Genomic DNA, 19254 nt, shown 5'->3' on the forward strand with positions numbered 1-19254 from the left:
ATCTACAAGTCGAAGCTTTGCACAACCCCCGTCGAATGCCATAAAACCGGCAAGATATTTCTGAAATGCTCCGGATCCGCACTCGTCCAGAACCGGGCAGCGCGAGCGGGTCCCTCGGCCAGCAACTCACGCTCGGCCAACAATCGTTGAAGCTGCCGTGCCACAGCGGCACCGGTATCGATCAGGCTGATGCTCTGGGGGAGCATCTGCTTAAGCAGTGGCTTTAGAAAGGGATAATGCGTGCAGCCAAGAATGATCGTGTCTGCACCAGCAGCCAGCAGCGGATCAACATACCCTTGCAGCAACTGACGCAATGCCTCGCTGTGCAAATCGCCATTCTCAATCAGCTCTACCAGCCCGGGGCATGGCTGGGTAATGACTCGCACATCGGCGGCGAAACGGTCGAGCAAGGCGGCGAACTTGGCACTCTGTAATGTGCCGGTGGTGGCGAGCACGCCAACTACACCGCTGCGCGTCGCCGCTGCAGCCGGCTTGACCGCGGGCTCCATGCCGACGATGGGCCACTCGGGGAAATCGCGCCGCAAGTCCGCAACACCCGCGACGGTCGCGGTGTTGCAAGCGAGCACCAGCGCCTTGGCGCCCTGCTGCTGAAAGAACTGCGCCATGACACTGCAACGCTGACTGATGAATGCCGGTGATTTCTCACCGTAGGGAATATTCCCGCAATCGCCGAGGTACAAAAGAGACTCGTTGGGCAACAGACGCTGGATCTCGGCCAGCACCGACAGCCCACCGACACCGGAATCGAACACTCCAATCGGCGCTTCACGCATGGCTCGACCCGCAGACACTGCAACCCGGATCACGCTTGACCCGCAATTCACGGAAGCGCGTGCCCAAGGCATCGATCAATAACAGACGCCCCACCAGCGGTTCACCGAACCCCACCAGCAATTTCAGCGCTTCGAGGGCTTGCAGGCTACCGACCAGGCCCACCAGCGGACCGAGTACGCCGGCTTCGCTGCAGGTCAGCTCGGCTTCGCTGCCGTGCCCGTATAAACAGTGGTAGCACGGGCTTTCCGGACGACGGGAGTCGAAGACCGACAATTGCCCTTCCAGCCGAATCGCCGCACCACTGACCAGCGGTTTGCGCGCAGCCACACACGCGGCGTTGACCGCTTCGCGGGTGCAAAAATTATCGGAACAGTCCAGCACCAGATCCACCGCCGCCACTGCCGCCGCCAAAGAATCTTCGTCCAGGGCGGTGCGATGGGCGATCAGCTGAATCTGGGGATTGATCGCGGTCAGGCGACGGATCGCCGAATCGACTTTGCTCAGGCCGACGCTGTCGCTGTCGTGAACGATCTGGCGTTGCAGATTGGTCAGGTCAACCGTGTCGAAGTCCGCCAGATGCAACTCACCAATACCGGCTGCAGCCAGGTACAGCGCCACCGGTGAGCCGAGGCCGCCGAGGCCGACAATCAGCACGCGGCTTTCCTTGAGCCGCAACTGGCCGTCGATGTCGACGTGTTGCAACAGAATCTGTCGGCTGTAGCGCAGCAACTCCTGATCGTTCAGCACGGCAAGCGCCCCAGACTGATGCGTTGGTGACCGCCCAGATCGGCGCGGCTGTGGACCTCTTCAAAGCCGCGGGCCAGTAGCAAATCGCGCACGGCCTCAGCTTGATCGTAACCATGTTCGAGCATCAACCAGCCACCCGCCTCAAGATGATCCGGTGCCTGGGCGACGATCAGACGCAAATCGTCGAGCCCATCGATGCCGGCCACCAGGGCACTGGCCGGTTCGAAGCGCACGTCGCCCTCCGCCAGATGCGGATCGGTCGAAGCAATGTAGGGCGGATTGCTGATGATCAGCTGAAAACGCTGGCCTTCCAACGCGCTGAACCAATGGCTACTCAGCACCGTGGCGTTGTTCAGGTTCAGCCGCTGGCGATTGCGCTCGGCCAGGGCCACGGCTTCCAGCACGCGATCCACGGCGGTGACGTTCCAGGCCGGACGTTCGCTGGCCAGGGCCAGGGCGATGGCGCCGCTGCCGGTGCCCAGATCGAGCACCTTGGCCGGTTTGGCCGGCAACAGTTCCAGCGCGGTTTCTACCAGCAATTCGGTGTCGGGACGCGGAATCAACGTATGGGGCGCGACTTCCAGATCGAGTTTCCAGAAGCCTTGCTGCCCCAGAATGTAGGCCACTGGCTCACCGCTACGGCGGCGTTGCAGGTACTCGGCAAACTTCAATGCTGCTTCGCTCGGGACGATACGCTCAGGCCAGGTGTGCAAAAAACTGCGGGACTTGCCCAAGGCAGCCGCCAGCAGCAATTCGGCATCCAGACGCGCGGTGGGCGAGTCGGGCAAATCAGCGGCGCGCAACAAACTGGCAATGATCGTCATTTATTCACCTATCGCTGCCAATTGGTCGGCCTGGTACTCGGCCAGCAGCGGTTCGATCACCGCATCCACACCGCCCGCGAGAATTTCGTCGAGGGAGTACAGCGTCAGGTTGACCCGATGGTCGGTGACCCGGCCCTGGGCAAAATTATAGGTACGGATCCGCTCGGAGCGATCCCCCGAACCCACCAGCAATTTACGCTCGCTGGCGATGGCATTGGCCGCCGCGCTGGTCTGTTGGTCGTTGAGTTTGGCCGACAGCCAGGACATCGCTCGGGCACGGTTCTTGTGCTGGGAACGTTCTTCCTGGCACTCGACGACAATACCGGACGGCAAGTGCGTAATACGGATGGCCGAATCGGTCTTGTTGACGTGCTGACCACCGGCACCGGAGGAACGATAGGTGTCGACTCGCAGATCTGCCGGGTTGATCTCAATGGCTTCCTGCTCGTCCGGTTCGGGCAACACCGCCACGGTACAGGCCGAGGTGTGGATGCGGCCCTGGGATTCAGTGGCCGGAACCCGTTGTACGCGGTGCGCGCCGGATTCGAACTTCAATTTACCGTAAACGTTCTCGCCTTCGACCCGGGCGATGACTTCTTTATAGCCGCCATGTTCGCCTTCGTTCTCCGAAAGAATCTCTACCCGCCAACCACGTCGCTCAGCGTAACGCGAATACATGCGAAACAGATCGCCGGAGAAGATTGCCGCTTCGTCACCACCAGTGCCGGCACGGATTTCGAGGAATACGTTGCGCCCGTCGTTCGGATCCTTGGGCAGCAGCATGCGTTGCAGGCTGGCTTCGATTTCGATCAGTTGCTCTTTGGCTTCGCGGACTTCTTCCACGGCCATTTCGCGCATGTCCGGGTCGCTGTCCTTGAGCAGCGCCTGAGCCCCTTCGAGGTCGCCCTGCACTTTAAGCAGCTGTTTATAGGTGCCAACGATCGGCTCGACTTCCGCATATTCCTTGGAATAGGTGCGGAACTTGTTTTGATCGGAAATGACCTCGCCGTCGCCAAGCAGGGCGGTCAATTCCTCGAAACGGTCCTGGAGGATGTCCAGCTTATTGAGCAGTGACGCTTTCATTGCGGTTTCTTATCCGAAAAGCTATCCGATGAGCCCTCACCGAGGGCAAAGAGTTCCTGGGCCATGGCCAGCGCATCGAGGCGGCCTTCGGCAGAGAGCTTTTTCAATTGCACGCTCGGGGCGTGCAAGAGTTTGTTGGTCAGGCCACGGGCCAATTGCACCAGCACGTCTTCAGCGCTGCTGCCATTGGCGAGCATGCGCTGGGCTTTCTGCAATTCTTCGTCGCGCAGGCGCTCGCTTTGTTGACGATAGGCCTTGAGCACATCCACCGCCGCCAGTTCGCGCAGGCGAACCATGAAATCTTCGGCACCGACCGACACCATCTCTTCGGCGGCTTGGGCAGCGCCCTGTCGGCTCTTGAGGTTTTCGGCGACCACTTCATGGAGATCGTCGACGCTATACAGATAAACGTCGTCCAATTCGCCGACTTCCGGCTCGATATCCCGAGGAACGGCGATATCCACCATGAAAATCGGCTTGTGCTTGCGCAATTTCAATGCACTTTCCACCGCCCCTTTACCGAGAATCGGCAACTGGCTGGCGGTGGAACTGATGACGATGTCACTGCGCACCAGTTCTGCCGGGATGTCCGAGAGCAGCACTGCGTGGGCGCCGAACTGCTCGGCCAGGATGCTTGCGCGCTCCAGGGTGCGGTTGGCGACGACGATTCGCTTCACCCCCAGCTCATGCAGATGGCGGGCGACCAGGGTAATGGTCTCGCCGGCGCCGATCAGCAAAGCCTGGCTGCGTTGCAAATCACTGAAAATCTGTTTCGCCAGGCTGACCGCGGCAAACGCCACGGATACCGGGTTTTCGCCGATGGCGGTATCGGTTCGCACCTGTTTGGCCGCATTGAACGTGGCCTGGAACAGCCGTCCGAGCAGCGGACCGATGGTGCCAGCCTCGCGAGCGACAGCGTAGGCCGATTTCATCTGACCGAGAATCTGCGGTTCACCCAACACCAGCGAATCGAGCCCCGAGGCCACGCGCATCATGTGACGAACTGCCGCATCATCTTCATGCACATAAGCGCTCGCGCGCAGCTCGTCGAGGCTCAAATGATGATAATCGGCCAGCCAGCGCAACACGATGTCAGCCGAAAGGTGATCCTGTTCTATATACAGTTCACTGCGATTGCAGGTGGAGAGGATCGCAGCTTCGCGGCTGTCGGTGAGTCGGCAGAGCTGCTGCAAGGCCTCAACCAGCTGCTCAGGGGTAAAGGCCACGCGCTCGCGGACGTCTACTGAAGCAGTCTTGTGGTTAATACCGAGTGCAAGGAAGGCCATTCAAGGTCGCTGATGGTGACGTGAAGCCGACAATTGTCCTACTTCGACAGAGCCAGAACAACCACTCGATATCTATCGCTCCTGTAAGAGCTGCCGAAGGCTGCGATCCGTTCGCGTTTACAAGGGCGCCGCGCCTATGGGGATTGCCCGCGCGGGTAAATTGGCCGGGCGGTTATGTTTGGCCCAAGGCTTGTGTCATGATGATCCGACCGCAGGTTAGTCGTCCTCTTCCTATATGAATAGATCTTCCGCGTTGCTCCTCGCTTTTGTCTTCCTCAGCGGCTGCCAGGCCTTGGCGCCCGTTTCGTCGGACGGTACGCCGCCGGTCGAAGACAGCACTCCGGCCCCTGAAAAGCCCAAGGTTTACAGCTCGTTCAGTGAAGAAGCCGTCTTCAGTCTGTTGAGCGCCGAATTGGCTGGCCAGCGCAATCGCTACGACATTGCCCTGGACAACTACGTGACCCAGGCCATCAATACCCAGGATCCGGGCGTCTCCGAGCGGGCATTTCGCATTGCCGAGTATCTGGGTGCCGATCAGGCTGCCCTCGACACCGCACTGGTCTGGGCGAAAAACGCCCCGGACGATCTCGAGGCGCAACGGGCGGCGGCGGTGCAACTCGCCCGCGCCGGGCGTTACGACGACTCCATGGTCTATATGGAGAAAGTCCTGCAAGGCAAAGGCGACACACATTTCGATTTTCTCGCCCTGTCCGCAGCCGATACCGACCAGGACACGCGCAACGGTCTGATGAAAGGTTTTGACCGCTTGCTGCAGCGCCATCCGCACAACAACCAGCTGATTTTCGGCAAGGCCTTGCTGCTGCAACAGGACGGCGATGCCAAGGGCGCCCTGACCCTGCTCGAAGACAATCCGCCGGACGAGGGCGAAATAGCGCCGATCCTCCTGCGCGCGCGCCTGCTGCAAGGGCTCAACCGTGGCGATGAGGCCTTGCCGCTGCTGCAAAAAAGCATCAAGAAATACCCGGACGACAAACGCCTGCGCCTGACCTACGCGCGCATGCTGGTTGAGCAGGACCGTATGGACGATGCCAAGGTCGAATTTTCGAGCCTGGTGCAGCAATACCCCGAAGACGACGAACTGCGTTATTCCCTGGCCCTGGTCTGCCTGGAAGCCAAGGCGTGGGACGAGGCCAAAGGCTACCTGGAAGATTTGATCGCTCGGGAAAGCCATGTCGACTCGGCACACCTGAACCTGGGGCGCATTGCTGAAGAGCGTAACGATCCGCAGGGCGCACTGATCGAATACGCCCAAGTCGGGGCTGGCAACGATTACCTGCCGGCGCAATTGCGTCAGGCCGATATTCTGATGAGCAATGGCAAGACCGCCGAAGCCCAAAGCCGTCTGGCGGCGGAGCGCGGTGAGCAACCCGATTACGCGATCCAGTTGTATCTGATCGAAGCCGAAACCTTGTCTGCGAACAAACAGGGCGACACGGCCTGGAAAGTCTTGCAGCAAGCCTTGCAGCAATTCCCGGACGATCTGAATCTGCTGTATACCCGGGCCATGCTGGCAGAAAAACGCAATGACCTGGCGCAGATGGAAAAAGATCTGCGACTGATCATCAAGCGCGACCCGAACAATGCGATGGCGTTGAACGCCCTCGGCTACACCCTGTCCGACCGCACCACACGCTACGCCGAAGCCAAGGCCTTGATCGAACAGGCGCACCAGATCAACCCGGAAGACCCGGCAGTCCTCGACAGCCTCGGATGGGTCAATTTCCGCCTGGGTAACCTTGATGAAGCCGAGCGGTATTTGCGCCAGGCGCTGGAGCGCTTTCCCGATCAGGAAGTGGCCGCGCACCTGGGCGAAGTCCTGTGGGCCAATGGCAAACAACGCGAAGCCAAGCAAATCTGGAGCAAGTTCCTCAAGGAACAGCCCGACAGCCCTACCCTGCGCAGCACCATCAAGCGCCTGACCGGATCAGAGACTCTTTAAGATTATGTTTTTGCGCCACCTGATTATTTTCAGCTTTATCGCCCTGCTCGCCGGTTGCGCGGGCTTCGTTGCCCGCGAATCGGTCCAGGGTCAAGGCAACAAGGCCCAATGGCGCGAGCACAAACAGCAACTGACCGGCCTCGACGGCTGGCAGATCAACGGCAAAATCGGCATCCGCGCGCCAAAGGATTCGGGCAGCGGCACGTTGTTCTGGCTGCAACGCCAGGATTACTACGACATCCGCCTCTCCGGCCCGCTGGGTCGTGGCGCGGCCCGCTTGACCGGTCGCCCGGGCAAAGTCTCGCTGGAAGTGGCCAATCAGGGTCGCTATGACGCGCCGACCCCGGAAGCCCTGGTTGAAGAACAACTGGGCTGGAAATTGCCGGTGTCCCATCTGGCGTGGTGGGTTCGCGGGCTCCCGGCCCCGGGCAGCAAAAGTCGCCTGACCCTCGACGTCGACAGCCGCCTGGCCAATCTCGAACAGGATGGCTGGCAGGTTGAGTACCTCAGTTATGCCGAGCAAAACGGCTACTGGCTGCCCGAGCGGATCAAACTGCACGGCACCGACCTTGATGTCACGTTGGTGATCAAGGAATGGCTACCACGCAAACTGGGGCAGTGAACATGACCGCGCCACGCCTGACATTGCCCTCGCCCGCCAAGCTCAACTTGATGCTGCACATCCTCGGTCGCCGTGAAGACGGTTACCACGAGTTGCAGACGATTTTTCAGTTCCTCGATTACGGCGATGAAATCACCTTCGCGGTTCGCGACGATGGCGTGATTCGGTTGCACACCGAATTCGCCGACGTCCCTCACGACAGCAACCTGATCGTCAAAGCGGCAAAAAAACTTCAGGAACAATCCGGTTGTTCGCTGGGTGTCGACATCTGGATCGAAAAAATCCTGCCCATGGGCGGTGGAATCGGTGGCGGAAGTTCGAATGCGGCGACCACATTGCTGGGCCTCAATCATCTCTGGCAACTGGGTTGGGATGAGGATCGGCTGGCTGCGGTGGGCCTTACGCTTGGCGCCGACGTCCCGGTTTTCGTGCGTGGCCACGCGGCTTTCGCCGAGGGCGTGGGGGAGAAACTCACCCCTGTAGAGCCCGAAGAACCGTGGTATCTCGTGCTGGTGCCGCAAGTATCTGTAAGTACAGCAGAAATTTTTTCAGATCCACTGTTGACACGTAACACTCCTCCCATTAAAGTGCGCCCCGTTCCCAAGGGAAACAGTCGAAATGACTGCTTGCCGGTGGTAGCAAGGCGTTATCCAGATGTACGTAACGCATTGAATTTGTTAGGTAAATTTACCGAAGCAAAACTCACCGGAACTGGAAGTTGTGTGTTTGGGGGCTTCCCAAGCAAAGCTGAAGCTGATAAAGTCTCGGCCCTTCTGACAGAGACCCTTACAGGGTTTGTAGCAAAAGGAAGCAACATTTCGATGTTGCATCGCAAGCTGCAAGGCCTGCTCTAAAAGGAATCGAGTACTGGGTACTCGTTGCAACAGATACAGGGGCGTCGCCAAGCGGTAAGGCAGCAGGTTTTGATCCTGCCATGCGTTGGTTCGAATCCAGCCGCCCCTGCCATTTTCCTATACTCATCCAGGTTACCCTCAGCCTTCAGGTACTGCGCGTGTCCAAGATGATGGTCTTTACGGGGAACGCTAACCCCGATCTGGCTCGGCGTGTTGTACGTCAGCTGCATATCCCTCTCGGTGACATCTCTGTCGGTAAGTTTTCCGACGGCGAAATTACTGCCGAGATCAATGAAAACGTTCGCGGTAAAGACGTCTTCATTATTCAGCCGACTTGCGCTCCGACCAACGATAACCTGATGGAACTGGTAGTGATGGCTGATGCCTTCCGCCGCTCCTCGGCTACTCGTATCACTGCTGTTATTCCTTACTTTGGTTATGCCCGTCAGGATCGCCGTCCGCGTTCCGCACGTGTGGCTATCAGCGCGAAAGTCGTTGCTGACATGCTTACCGTAGTCGGCATCGACCGTGTTCTCACGGTTGATCTGCATGCTGACCAGATTCAGGGCTTCTTCGATATTCCGGTAGATAACATCTACGGCTCCCCGGTACTGGTGGATGACATTGAAGATCAGCGCTTCGAAAACCTGATGATCGTGTCCCCGGACATTGGTGGCGTCGTGCGTGCACGGGCTGTTGCCAAATCCCTGGGCGTGGATCTCGGGATCATCGACAAACGCCGTGAAAAAGCCAATCACTCTGAAGTGATGCATATCATCGGTGATGTCGAAGGGCGTACCTGTATTCTGGTCGATGACATGGTCGATACCGCCGGCACTCTGTGCCACGCGGCCAAGGCCTTGAAAGAGCATGGCGCTGCCAAGGTTTTCGCCTACTGCACGCACCCTGTGCTGTCGGGTCGGGCGATCGAAAACATTGAAAATTCCGTGCTGGACGAGCTGGTGGTGACGAACACCATCCCGCTGTCCGCTGCAGCACAAGCCTGCGCGCGTATCCGCCAACTGGATATCGCACCGGTAGTTGCCGAGGCGGTCCGCCGCATCAGCAATGAAGAATCGATCAGCGCGATGTTCCGTTAAGGGCCCTGCCCTTTTCATTACATCTCGTTGACGAAAAGCGCCCCGCCCCGGCATTCCTGTCGGGGCGGGGCTTTTTTGCCCATATCGCCTTTAGCGCTGGTCGCAAACGCTGGGGCGAATGTGGTTATTTTGGAGATACAACATGAACGATTTTACTCTGAATGCTGAAGTGCGTTCCGACCTGGGGAAAGGTGCGAGCCGCCGCCTGCGTCGTCTCGCAAGCCTGGTTCCAGCTGTAGTTTACGGTGGCGAAAAAGCCCCTGAATCCATCAGCATGCTGGCTAAAGAAGTTGCCAAACTGCTCGAAAACGAAGCGGCTTACAGCCACATCATCGAGCTGAACGTTGGCGGCACCAAGCAAAACGTAATCATCAAAGCTCTGCAGCGTCACCCGGCCAAAGGCCACGTGATGCACGCTGACTTCGTACGTGTAGTTGCCGGCCAAAAGCTGACCGCTATCGTTCCTGTGCACTTCATCAACGAAGCTGCTCCAGTGAAGAAAGGCGGCGAAATCTCGCACGTTGTTTCTGAAATCGAAGTGACCTGCCTGCCAAAAGACCTGCCTGAATTCATCGAAGTTGACCTGGCTAACGCCGAAGTCGGCTCGATCATTCACCTGTCCGACCTCAAAGCCCCTAAAGGCGTTGAGTTTGTTGCTCTGGCTCACGGTAACGACCTGGCTGTTGCCAACGTTCACGCTCCACGTGTTGCTCCAGAAGCTACTGAAGGCGCAGCAGAGTAATTTCACTCTGTTCGCCGGAGTGACCGGAAACATCGCGGACTAGAGCGTAGCGAGAAAGCGGGCGAGAACGCGGAGTTTACATAATGGTAAATGAGCACTTGTCGTCCACTTTCGCCGCACTCCCTGATTGCGGCGATGTTATCCACCACTCCAAGGAAGGGCCCCTATCGTGACTGCCATCAAACTGATCGTTGGCCTGGGAAATCCAGGCGCTGAATACGAACAGACCCGGCATAACGCAGGGGCCCTTTTTGTTGAGCGCATCGCGCAAGCACAAGGTGTAAACCTTGTGGCCGATCGCAAATATTTCGGCCTGACCGGGCGCTATTCGCATCAGGGTCAGGATGTTCGTCTGCTGATTCCCACCACCTACATGAACCGCAGCGGCCAAGCCGTCGCGGCACTTGCCGGTTTCTTCCGCATCAAGCCTGAAGAAATCCTGGTGGCACATGACGAACTCGACCTGCCTCCGGGCGTTGCCAAGCTCAAACAGGGCGGCGGCCATGGCGGTCACAACGGGTTGCGCGACATCATTGCGCAACTGGGTAATCAGAATACCTTTCACCGCTTGCGGCTTGGCATTGGCCACCCGGGCGTTGCCAGTATGGTTTCAAATTTCGTCCTGGGTCGTGCGCCACGCGCCGAACAGGAAAAACTCGATGCCAGCATCGACTTTGCCCTCGGCGTGCTGCCGGATATCCTCGCCGGTGAATGGAACCGCGCGATGAAAAACCTGCACAGCCAGAAGGCCTGACTCTTACCCGAGGGGAAACACCATGGGATTCAATTGCGGCATCGTCGGCCTGCCTAACGTCGGCAAGTCCACCCTGTTCAACGCCCTGACCAAATCCGGGATCGCGGCCGAGAACTTCCCCTTCTGCACCATCGAGCCGAACACCGGTATCGTGCCGATGCCGGATCCGCGCCTGGAAGCCCTGGCGGCCATCGTCAATCCCAAGCGCATCCTGCCGACTACCATGGAATTCGTCGACATCGCTGGCCTGGTTGCCGGCGCCTCGAAAGGTGAAGGCCTGGGTAACAAATTTCTCGCCAACATCCGCGAAACCGATGCCATCGCCCACGTGGTCCGCTGCTTCGAAGACGAGAACGTGATTCACGTCTCCAACAGCGTCGACCCGAAACGTGACATCGAAATCATCGACCTGGAGCTGATCTTCGCCGACCTCGACAGCTGCGAGAAGCAACTGCAGAAAGTTGCCCGCAACGCCAAGGGTGGTGACAAGGACGCGGTGGTCCAGAAAGGCCTGCTGGAACAACTGATCGCTCACTTCACCCTCGGCAAGCCAGCGCGCACGCTGATGAAGAACATGGGCGCCGACGACAAAGCGGTGATTCGTGGTTTCCATTTGCTGACCACCAAGCCGGTCATGTACATCGCCAACGTCGCTGAAGACGGTTTCGAGAACAACCCGCTGCTGGACATCGTCAAAGCCATCGCCGAAGAAGAAGGCGCCATGGTGGTTCCGGTCTGCAACAAGATCGAAGCCGAAATCGCCGAGCTGGATGATGGCGAAGAAAAAGACATGTTCCTCGAAGCCCTGGGTCTTGAAGAGCCTGGCCTGAACCGCGTAATCCGCGCTGGCTACGAAATGCTGCACCTGCAGACCTACTTCACCGCCGGCGTCGAAGAAGTCCGCGCCTGGACCGTCCGCGTGGGTGCTACCGCACCACAAGCCGCCGGCGTGATCCACACCGACTTCGAAAAAGGCTTCATCCGCGCCGAAGTCATCGCCTACGACGACTTCATTCAGTACAAGGGCGAAGCCGGCACCAAGGAAGCCGGTAAGTGGCGTCTGGAAGGCAAGGACTACATCGTTAAAGACGGCGACGTGATGCACTTCCGTTTCAACGTGTAAAGGCTTCTACTGAACCTGAAACTGGCCTGAAGCCCTTGTTTTTACAGGGGGCTGCCAAATATCTAGAGCTCAGTGCGGTTCAGCAAGGGTGATAGTGTTCTAGAGAAAAGCGGGGTAGCATCAGGGGTATCACGATTTCTGGATGGGGGTATTTTCTTCATCTCTCACGGATGCCTAAAGGCCTAAAGGCCTAAAGGCCTAAAGACCTAAAGACCTAATCACAGACGCTAAAGTACGCACTGCAAAGCCCGCTGCCGCCCCTTACAAGCTTGGGGATGGCGGCGGGCTTTTTCTTTTGGTGCAGCCAAGCGGTAGCAAGCTATGGCGATGGAAATTTTGACTCGATGGCAAGGAAAATGTTTTTGCTATCGACTCTTACCCAGAGATTGGTCTTGCCGAGGCGCGCTCAGAACGTGACGCAGCTCGCAAACTGACGAAGCTTGGAATCAACCCAGCCCAACACAGAAAAGACGGCAAAAAGCGCAATATTGACGCTGCTGCCGAGCGTAAAAGGGCCATGGAAAGCTCCTTTGCAAAGGTTTCAGCTGCTTACCTTGACCATGTTAAGTCGAGCTACACACCGGGCTCCTTCCGCTGCAAAGAGTTCAAGCACCTGAATTCGCGTCGCTTCCGTCACCGGTCGCATGCCTGAGCGTGACGTGATGCTTCTGTACTTCACCCACACCACCGGCATCCGCGTGACTGAACTGGTCTTGCTGGAGGTGGGCAATGTGCTCTATCCAAGGGGGGCGATCAGGCCAGAGGTTTACTTGCGGGCCGAGATAACCAAAGGCTGCCGCCCTCGACATATCTGCCTGACGCATCTAACGGTCTCCGGTGGCTGCCCACCCCCGGAGCCCCTCGCATTGTCGGTTTCAGCTGTAGGTGTGCACGCTGACTTCGAACGCCTCCTGGGTCGGCGGGGCGACTATCAGGGTGCCGATCCTGGCCAGCTCGCGTTGGATATAGCCGTTGGCCGCATCGGCATTCTGGTTGGCCTCCGTCTCCCAGACGGTGGTCGAAACGGCTTTTCCGGTCCTCGCATCGGTCAACAGCAAGGCGCTGACGAAACCCTTCTGCTGCCTGGCTACCGGGAGCACGTAGTCGCGGTAGACGGCGGTGGCTTCCTCAAGCTTCCCGGATTGGATCTGAATACTCATGACTCTGGCGAACATGTTGGATTTCCTGTGAAGTTGAAAAATGAATGACTGAGATACAAAAAAACTTGCTCATGCACCCCTCGGCGACACGCCGGCCGCCTCGACGCGACGCCTCGTCAGCAAGGCGATGCCCGGCGGGATGGCCAGCCAGACGCCGGACATGGGCATCAGCACGATGCCCAGGGCCGCGAGCAGCAGCAGGCCGACACCCACCGCATGCAGCGTGGCCGTGTCATCGCGCCGTTCGAGCGACGTCACGGTCAGCGCCAGCAGGGCAAGCAGCGCACCGAACATCACGAACCACACTGCCACTCCCTTGCGCGGATCGCGGTTGATGCTGTCGAAAATCCCAAGGTGGAGGATGTCGAGCAGTGGGTCGGCAAACATGAATCCGGCGGCGAGGGTGTGCAGGACGGCAACCCCCATCAAACAATGGCCGATCCAGGCCCTGGGGGTGTGAGAGCGTTCAGACATGACGTGACTCCTTGAAGGATGAATGGATCCAGGGGGTTAGGGTGACCACCTCGGCGCCCAGGGCTTTCAACAGCTGGCTGATGCCCAGGAATGCCCGGTCGAAATACGGCAGCTCCGGTGGCACGGCGATCAGGGACTGTGTGAGGACCTGGCGATGTGCGGCCGTCAAGACCGGAAAGGCAGAGCGGTTCGCGAAGTCGAAGCGGGCCTGCCGGAACGGCTCGATCTGCCAGGTCCGTATCGCGGCGAGGGCCGGCATCAGCTGCTGTTCGAAATCGGCATCCGACAGGCTGGGCGAGATCAGGCCGAGATCGACATAGGCCTGGCGCAGCGGTGTGCTGTCGCCACCCGCCACCTCACTCAGGCCTATACACCAGACCCGGGCGATCCTGTCGGTAAAGGCCGACGACAACGGCTTGGTGCAGCCGAAATCGATCACCCCTAACTGGCCATCCGGCATAAACAGGAAATTGCCGGGATGAGGATCGGCATTCAACCGGTGCCATCCGAACACGCTGTGCATAAACCAGTCGAATAGGCACTGGCCCGCACGGTTGCGCGCCGCCTGGCCGGGTTGGGTGGCCAGCCAGGCATCGAGGTGCAGGCCGCCCACCGCCTGCATGGTCAGCACGCGCCGGGTGGTGTGGCTGAGCACCGGCTGCGGCACCACCACATCCGCCAGCCGCGCATGCTCGCCGAACCATTGCAACTGCCCGGCCTCATGGGTGTAGTCGACTTCCTCGGCCAGCCTGTGTTCGATGTCGGTCATGATCCGGTCGACGATGTCGTGGCCGGGCAGCAGGTCGGACGTCAGCCGCAGGCCCTGCAGCAGGTGGCGGATCAGGCCCATGTCGCTGCCGATGGAGGCCGCGATGCCGGGGTATTGCACCTTGACCACCACCCGTTCGCCACCGTGCAGCTCGGCATGGTGGACCTGGCCGAGACTGGCCGCGGCGAAGGCCTGCGGGTCGAAGCGCTGGAACAGGTCGTCGGCGTCCCGCGAGAACTCCTGGCGGAAGACTTTATGCACCAGGGCTCGGTTGAGTGGCGTGGCCTGGTGGAAGCCGCGCGCCAACTCGCGGCGCACCCCCTCCGGCAGCAGGCTGGCTTCCATGCTCAGCAGTTGCGAGGCCTTGAGCGCCGTGCCCTTGAGCTGGTTGAGGGCACCAAAGAGGATGCGGCCCAGTTCGGCTTCATGTTCGGCTTGGCGCGCATCGACTTCACCCGGTGCCGGTTTTCGGCGCACCAGGTGACCCAGGTGGGCCACGCCGGCCTGGGCGACGGCCAGGCCGGTGATGGCGCCCCGGGCCATACGCCCGGTGCGGAGTTTGGGATCAGTGGCCATGGGACTTCCTTCGGTGCGGCATGTCAGTGAGGGTGCGACGGCAGCTCATACAGAAGCCCCCATCATCCGCGGCCAGGCCTGGTACAACCCGACCAGATGCACCAGCCCGACCAGCATGCACACCCCCGAGCTCCACAGCAGGAACGGCGTGACAGCGGCCCGGGTGAACAGTATCAGCGGAACTATGGCCAGGCCGCGCACCAGGTAGACGGCCGTCAGCGCGCACATCACCTGGGGCACCCAGGGCAGCGCCAGACGGAGTCCACCTGCCGCCAGGGCATAGGCCGCCCACAGCCCCGGCACCGCCGCGATGCCGGCCGTCACCAGGGACGGATACACCCGGCCGGCGTCGGCCGCACGGGCAAAACGTTCGCCTGCGCCGAAAAACCGGTACCAGGGCCCGCCACCGAGGATGATCATCAGGTGCAGCAACGAGGCCACTGCACTGAGGCCGGCGGCCAGCACCAGCATCGGGTTGAGGGGATTTCCCATGTCCATCAGCGCTTGACCAGCGGACGGGCGAGCTTGACCAACTCGATCAGCGACGAGCCGTTCTGCATCAGGCGCGAGAACTGGCTGCGCAGCAGAAACCCGCCCAGCTCCGACAGCTTGTTGAGCAGGCCGCTTTCCAGGGTCTGCGCCAGCACCGCCAGGGTGAGGTCGACCAGCCGGGTGGTGTCGGAGAACTCGTCCGAGCTGTCGTTGAGCCAATAGACCACCACCGTGAACAGGTAGTCGGCGAAAAGGCCGCCAATAAGCGGCTTGAAGTCGCAGGCGGCGATGCTGCCGTCGGCCTCGGCGGCCTCGAGAAACCCGGCCACGGCCTCCTTGATGGCGCGCTTGCCCGGCAGGGTATCGCCCATCAGCAACATCGGCGACTTGCCCACCAGGGCTCGGGCGAGGGCCACGAACTCGCGATCGGGCAGCAGCAGTTCCAACAGCGCATCGACGAGACGCTGCAGGCGTTCTTGCAGGCTGAAACTGTCGAACCCAGCCGTGGCCAGGGTCTCGGCGAGGGCGTCGGCCAGGACCTGCTCGAAATAGCCCAGTACCAGCTTTTCCTTCGTGGAGAAGTACTTGTAGATGGTGGCATCGCCCAGGCCGGCAGCACGGGCGATCTGCTTCATGCTGGTGCCGTCGAAGCCGTGCACCGACATCAACTCGACGGCGGCCTGCAGGAGAAGCCGCTGGTTTTGCTGCTGCTTGGGTTTCATAGATTTATGTACTCACTATCATTTAAACGAGAATATACACGTGATTATCGATAGTTCGTATCGTTTTATCTGAAAGGCCAATCGCAGACCACACCCTGCAGACGATGTTTCTCAAGACTGCGCAGGCCCCACTGACGCGCGTGAAAGTCGCTTCTTTGCTGTCGGTGGCGTCGCCAGTCCTGCTGATAATCGGGATTGCGGCGCAGGTATTTCCAGGCCAGCGGGGGACGGCACGTCCACCAAGCTGAGCGTGTCCTTGCGCCGTTGGCTCAAGGCGCGGTCCGCCACGCTCGGTTCGGTGCGGCCCGAAGGGTGGTTATGGGCGAAGATCACTGCAGCAGCGTTGTGCGCCGGCGCGGCTTTCACCACCTATCCGCCGATTTGGCATCGTTGCCATGCCCTTGGAGTTGCTGGCCAGCTAATGTTCCGCGAAGGAGTAGAGGTTTTGGAGACGAAAGGCGCTTGGGTCCGCGTTACCAAGCCCTACTCGGTGTGATCCGGAATATCGATAGGGTGGGACTCCTCAACAGCCTGTTCGGAATCTGGGGGTATGCTGCCGAGCTATGCAAGAATGATTGTATTGGCAATCATTACAGGGATTGAAGAGCATGCCATTTCCTCTCAAACGTCGTCTGGTTTTGCTTGATGTCATTGCCATGAGGTCCAGGATCATCGCAGGGCTTGAACACCTGGAAAGACATACGTCAGGCATGGCACGCCAGGTCGCCAGCGTTGTCGTGAAGTGGGCACACAGGATTTTCAGCACGTGAGCCTGGATACAACCAAAGACGCTTCCTTCGCCTATCAGGCGGTGTACCGCTATCTGGTCGAGTTGATCGAGACCGCCAATTCGGAACGTGAGCAAAAATTACCGTCCTTACGGCAACTGGCTCGGCGCCTGAACGTGTCGGTGTCGACGACCAAGTACGCCTATTCCCTTCTCGAAGACGAGGGGCGGATTTATGCCAAACCCAAATTCGGTTATTTCACCAAGGCGAGGCCGGCCCCTTTATTAAGGGAGGGCTCGCCCAATCTGTTGGACAACGTATTCTCCAACGCACGCCAGCCGGGGATGCTGGCCCTTAGCAGCGACGCGCCGGCTATGCTGTTGTCGCTGGAAAACCCACTGTTGATGATGGAGCGCGAACTGGCTCGGCAATATCCGCGCTCCCATGCGCCACTCTATCAGCCGTTCGGCGAGCCCGAGTTGCGCAGCGCTCTGGCCGATCGCTACACCAGTTCCACGTACCGCTACTGGCAGGCCGAGCATGTGTATATCGGCTCGGACCTGCGCAGTGTGCTGGAGTTGTCCCTCAGTGCCCTGAATCTGGGTGGCACTGTGGCGCTGGTGGAATCGCCGTGCTCGTGGGCGATCCTGCGCCAGTTGCAGGCGGCAAAGATTCGCGTGATCGAAGTGCCCCTCGGCGAGGATGGACGTTTCAACCTGCCCGCACTCAATGAGCTGCTCAGGCGTGAGCCCATCCGGCTGGCGGTGCTGTCATCGACCGTGAATATTCCCCAGGGCAACTTGATGCCGGCGCAGGATAAACAACAGATCTGTCGCTGGCTGGCGGAGCGGGATGTCTGGCTGTTCGAAAACGATAGTTACGGCGAGTTCTATTTTTCCCCCATGCCTGCCCGCTATCGCGATTTTGCCGATCCGGAAAAAGTGCTGGTGTTCTCGACCTTCGACAAGATCATCGGCTCGGAAGCGCCCTACGGTTATGTACTGTGTCGCCAACATGGGCCTCAGTTACATCGGCTATTCCTGGAACGGGCATTTCGCCTGTCGCCGATCCGTCAGAAAGCGATCGCCAAGCTCTTCAGTTCCAAGCGCATCGACCAGCATCTGATAGTGCTGCGGGCCATGCTGCTGGACCGTATGAAACGGATGAAGGTCCTGCTGGAGGAACAGGGTGATGGCCAGTTACGAATTGTCGCCCCGCAAGGCGGCGCGACCTTCTGGCTCGAGGCCATACATCCTGTGGATATGCGACGGGTGTTCGAGCGCTTGCTGGCCCAGCGCATCGTTATCGCCCCCGGGGAAATCTTCAGCCAGCAAGGGGCCTGGCGGCATCACGTGCGCCTGAGCTACACCCTCGACTGGAGCAAGGATATTCCCTTGGCCCTGAAGAAACTGACCCAGGCTATCAATGATGAGTCCTAGCCATGCCTAGAGCCCATAGCAATGCCGTGACTCAGGGAATCGGCCATCGCGCACCTCTTCGGCAAAACGCTCACAAGCGTCGCGAATCACCGCGCCGACATCGGCGTACTGTTTGACGAATCGCGGTACCTGCTCGCCGCCCAAACCCAGCACGTCTTCGGTCACCAGCACCTGGCCGTCGCAGGCCGGTGAGGCGCCGATGCCAATGGTGGGCATTTTCGAATCCAGAGTAATTTGCCGGGCTACGCCTTCGGCCACACCCTCGAGCAACAGGCTGAAAGCTCCGGCTTCGAGATTAGCCCGAGCATCTTCGGCAATTACCGCGCCGGTTTCGGCGGTCAGGCCCTGAGCCTTGAATCCCCCCATGACATTGACAAACTGCGGCATCAGCCCGACGTGGGCCATGACCGGAATACCGCGCGCCACCAGAAATTCGATGGTACCCGCCAGAGACTTGTTGGCTTCCAGCTTGACGGCATCGCAACCGGTACGCGCCAGGACCTGGGCGCAATTGCGAAAGGCCTGCTCGTTAGATTCCTGATAGCTGCCAAAAGGCATGTCGGCGATGACACAAGACAGACGTGTGCTGTCGACCACGGCCCGGGTGTGGCCGATGATTTCTTCGAGCTGCATGCTCAGCGTCGAGGCCCGACCATAGCCCACCATTGCAGTAGAGTCACCGACCAGAATGAAGTCGACGATAGGGTCGATCAGCCTGGCAATAGAGCTGGAGTACGCCGTCAGGGATACGATTTTCTGTTGGCCCTTCATTGCGACCAGTTGCGGAACCGTCAATCGTTTAGTGCGGGTATGAGTGCTCATAAGTGTCTTCCTGTGGTGATTGCCCCCCCCCCGGGGATTGGGGCGCCTATCGTTACTACCGACCGTGGAAAACTCAATGTACAGATCTGCGCTAAAAAGCAACCCAGATGCATTGTCTGGTTGTCCCGCCCGGTAATTGGATGGACCTGCCAGCTCATACCTGATGGCATCATTCGAACGCA

Annotated in this window: 20 protein-coding genes, 1 tRNA gene and 2 pseudogenes; 10 read left to right on the forward strand and 13 right to left on the reverse strand. The window is 59.5% G+C overall.

All coding sequences use genetic code 11. The annotated features are described in order from the left end of the window. Positions 1-2: 2 nt before the first annotated feature. Genes murI through hemA form a run of 5 tightly spaced genes read right to left on the reverse strand, consistent with a single transcriptional unit; the run spans position 3 to position 4735 of the window. The gene (gene murI, locus IC37_RS05055) at positions 3-794 is read right to left on the reverse strand and encodes a glutamate racemase (protein WP_030129719.1); all 792 of its coding nucleotides are present in this window, start codon (positions 792-794) and stop codon (positions 3-5) included. Then, positions 787-1542 (reverse strand): molybdopterin-synthase adenylyltransferase MoeB, encoded by a 756-nt coding sequence (locus tag IC37_RS05060; RefSeq protein ID WP_030129718.1) that lies wholly within the window; start codon positions 1540-1542, stop codon positions 787-789. The genes murI and IC37_RS05060 overlap by 8 nt, the downstream gene beginning before the upstream one ends. Beyond that, on the reverse strand, positions 1536-2366 hold the full coding sequence (prmC, locus tag IC37_RS05065; protein ID WP_030129717.1) for a peptide chain release factor N(5)-glutamine methyltransferase: 831 nt from the start codon (positions 2364-2366) through the stop codon (positions 1536-1538). The genes IC37_RS05060 and prmC overlap by 7 nt, the downstream gene beginning before the upstream one ends. Next, the gene (gene prfA / locus IC37_RS05070) at positions 2367-3449 is read right to left on the reverse strand and encodes a peptide chain release factor 1 (protein ID WP_030129716.1); all 1083 of its coding nucleotides are present in this window, start codon (positions 3447-3449) and stop codon (positions 2367-2369) included. It abuts the gene before it with no gap. After that, positions 3446-4735, reverse strand: coding sequence for a glutamyl-tRNA reductase (hemA, locus tag IC37_RS05075; protein ID WP_008074196.1), 1290 nt, complete (start codon positions 4733-4735; stop codon positions 3446-3448). The genes prfA and hemA overlap by 4 nt, the downstream gene beginning before the upstream one ends. A 235-nt stretch (positions 4736-4970) precedes the next feature. On the opposite strand from hemA, the gene IC37_RS05080 reads away from it, so the two are divergent. The 9 genes and pseudogenes from IC37_RS05080 (at position 4971) to IC37_RS30840 (ending at position 12542) form a co-directional block, all read left to right on the forward strand. Further along, positions 4971-6695 carry a tetratricopeptide repeat protein gene (locus IC37_RS05080; protein ID WP_030129715.1) on the forward strand — a complete coding sequence of 575 codons (1725 nt, stop codon included), beginning with the start codon at positions 4971-4973 and terminating at the stop codon, positions 6693-6695. Between the two features lie 4 nt (positions 6696-6699). Then, complete coding sequence (gene lolB / locus IC37_RS05085) at positions 6700-7317, forward strand: lipoprotein insertase outer membrane protein LolB (protein ID WP_030129714.1); 618 nt, start codon at positions 6700-6702, stop codon at positions 7315-7317. A 2-nt stretch (positions 7318-7319) separates the two neighbouring features. Beyond that, complete coding sequence (gene ispE, locus IC37_RS05090; RefSeq protein WP_030129713.1) at positions 7320-8171, forward strand: 4-(cytidine 5'-diphospho)-2-C-methyl-D-erythritol kinase; 852 nt, start codon at positions 7320-7322, stop codon at positions 8169-8171. 37 nt (positions 8172-8208) lie between these two features. After that, positions 8209-8283 (forward strand) — tRNA-Gln (locus IC37_RS05095). 46 nt (positions 8284-8329) lie between these two features. Continuing rightward, positions 8330-9271, forward strand: coding sequence for a ribose-phosphate pyrophosphokinase (locus IC37_RS05100; protein ID WP_003171603.1), 942 nt, complete (start codon positions 8330-8332; stop codon positions 9269-9271). Positions 9272-9413: 142 nt separating this feature from the next. Then, positions 9414-10013: a 50S ribosomal protein L25/general stress protein Ctc gene (locus IC37_RS05105; protein WP_030129712.1), complete on the forward strand. Its 600-nt coding sequence runs from the start codon at positions 9414-9416 to the stop codon at positions 10011-10013. Between the two features lie 169 nt (positions 10014-10182). After that, complete coding sequence (gene pth / locus IC37_RS05110) at positions 10183-10767, forward strand: aminoacyl-tRNA hydrolase (RefSeq protein ID WP_008074178.1); 585 nt, start codon at positions 10183-10185, stop codon at positions 10765-10767. Positions 10768-10789: 22 nt separating this feature from the next. Further along, positions 10790-11890: a redox-regulated ATPase YchF gene (gene ychF / locus IC37_RS05115; protein ID WP_030129711.1), complete on the forward strand. Its 1101-nt coding sequence runs from the start codon at positions 10790-10792 to the stop codon at positions 11888-11890. A gap of 217 nt (positions 11891-12107) precedes the next feature. Beyond that, positions 12108-12542, forward strand: a pseudogene (locus IC37_RS30840) (Arm DNA-binding domain-containing protein). A gap of 223 nt (positions 12543-12765) precedes the next feature. Here the strand turns inward: IC37_RS30840 and IC37_RS05125 are convergent. From IC37_RS05125 to IC37_RS30355, 7 genes and pseudogenes are all read right to left on the reverse strand, one after another. Further along, positions 12766-13065 (reverse strand): antibiotic biosynthesis monooxygenase, encoded by a 300-nt coding sequence (locus IC37_RS05125; protein ID WP_030129709.1) that lies wholly within the window; start codon positions 13063-13065, stop codon positions 12766-12768. Positions 13066-13119: 54 nt separating this feature from the next. After that, the gene (locus IC37_RS05130) at positions 13120-13524 is read right to left on the reverse strand and encodes a DUF6463 family protein (protein WP_051414818.1); all 405 of its coding nucleotides are present in this window, start codon (positions 13522-13524) and stop codon (positions 13120-13122) included. Beyond that, positions 13517-14869 (reverse strand): AarF/ABC1/UbiB kinase family protein, encoded by a 1353-nt coding sequence (locus IC37_RS05135; protein ID WP_030129707.1) that lies wholly within the window; start codon positions 14867-14869, stop codon positions 13517-13519. Before IC37_RS05135 ends, IC37_RS05130 begins: the two co-directional genes overlap by 8 nt. Positions 14870-14914: 45 nt before the next feature. Further along, on the reverse strand, positions 14915-15361 hold the full coding sequence (locus IC37_RS05140) for a hypothetical protein (protein ID WP_030129706.1): 447 nt from the start codon (positions 15359-15361) through the stop codon (positions 14915-14917). A 5-nt stretch (positions 15362-15366) separates the two neighbouring features. Continuing rightward, the gene (locus IC37_RS05145) at positions 15367-16083 is read right to left on the reverse strand and encodes a TetR/AcrR family transcriptional regulator (RefSeq protein ID WP_033864875.1); all 717 of its coding nucleotides are present in this window, start codon (positions 16081-16083) and stop codon (positions 15367-15369) included. 65 nt (positions 16084-16148) lie between these two features. Continuing rightward, positions 16149-16304 (reverse strand): transcriptional regulator domain-containing protein, encoded by a 156-nt coding sequence (locus tag IC37_RS30845; RefSeq protein ID WP_371916309.1) that lies wholly within the window; start codon positions 16302-16304, stop codon positions 16149-16151. Between the two features lie 4 nt (positions 16305-16308). Further along, positions 16309-16452, reverse strand: a pseudogene (locus IC37_RS30355) (JAB domain-containing protein); the annotation flags it as partial. Between the two features lie 397 nt (positions 16453-16849). Between IC37_RS30355 and IC37_RS05155 the strand changes: the two are divergent. Next, on the forward strand, positions 16850-18250 hold the full coding sequence (locus IC37_RS05155) for a PLP-dependent aminotransferase family protein (protein ID WP_030129704.1): 1401 nt from the start codon (positions 16850-16852) through the stop codon (positions 18248-18250). A gap of 6 nt (positions 18251-18256) precedes the next feature. Here the strand turns inward: IC37_RS05155 and panB are convergent, their stop codons facing one another. Beyond that, positions 18257-19072 (reverse strand): 3-methyl-2-oxobutanoate hydroxymethyltransferase, encoded by an 816-nt coding sequence (gene panB, locus IC37_RS05160; protein WP_030129703.1) that lies wholly within the window; start codon positions 19070-19072, stop codon positions 18257-18259. Between the last annotated feature and the right edge of the window lie 182 nt (positions 19073-19254).

This window comes from Pseudomonas sp. QTF5 (assembly GCF_000512695.2).
GTDB lineage: Bacteria > Pseudomonadota > Gammaproteobacteria > Pseudomonadales > Pseudomonadaceae > Aquipseudomonas.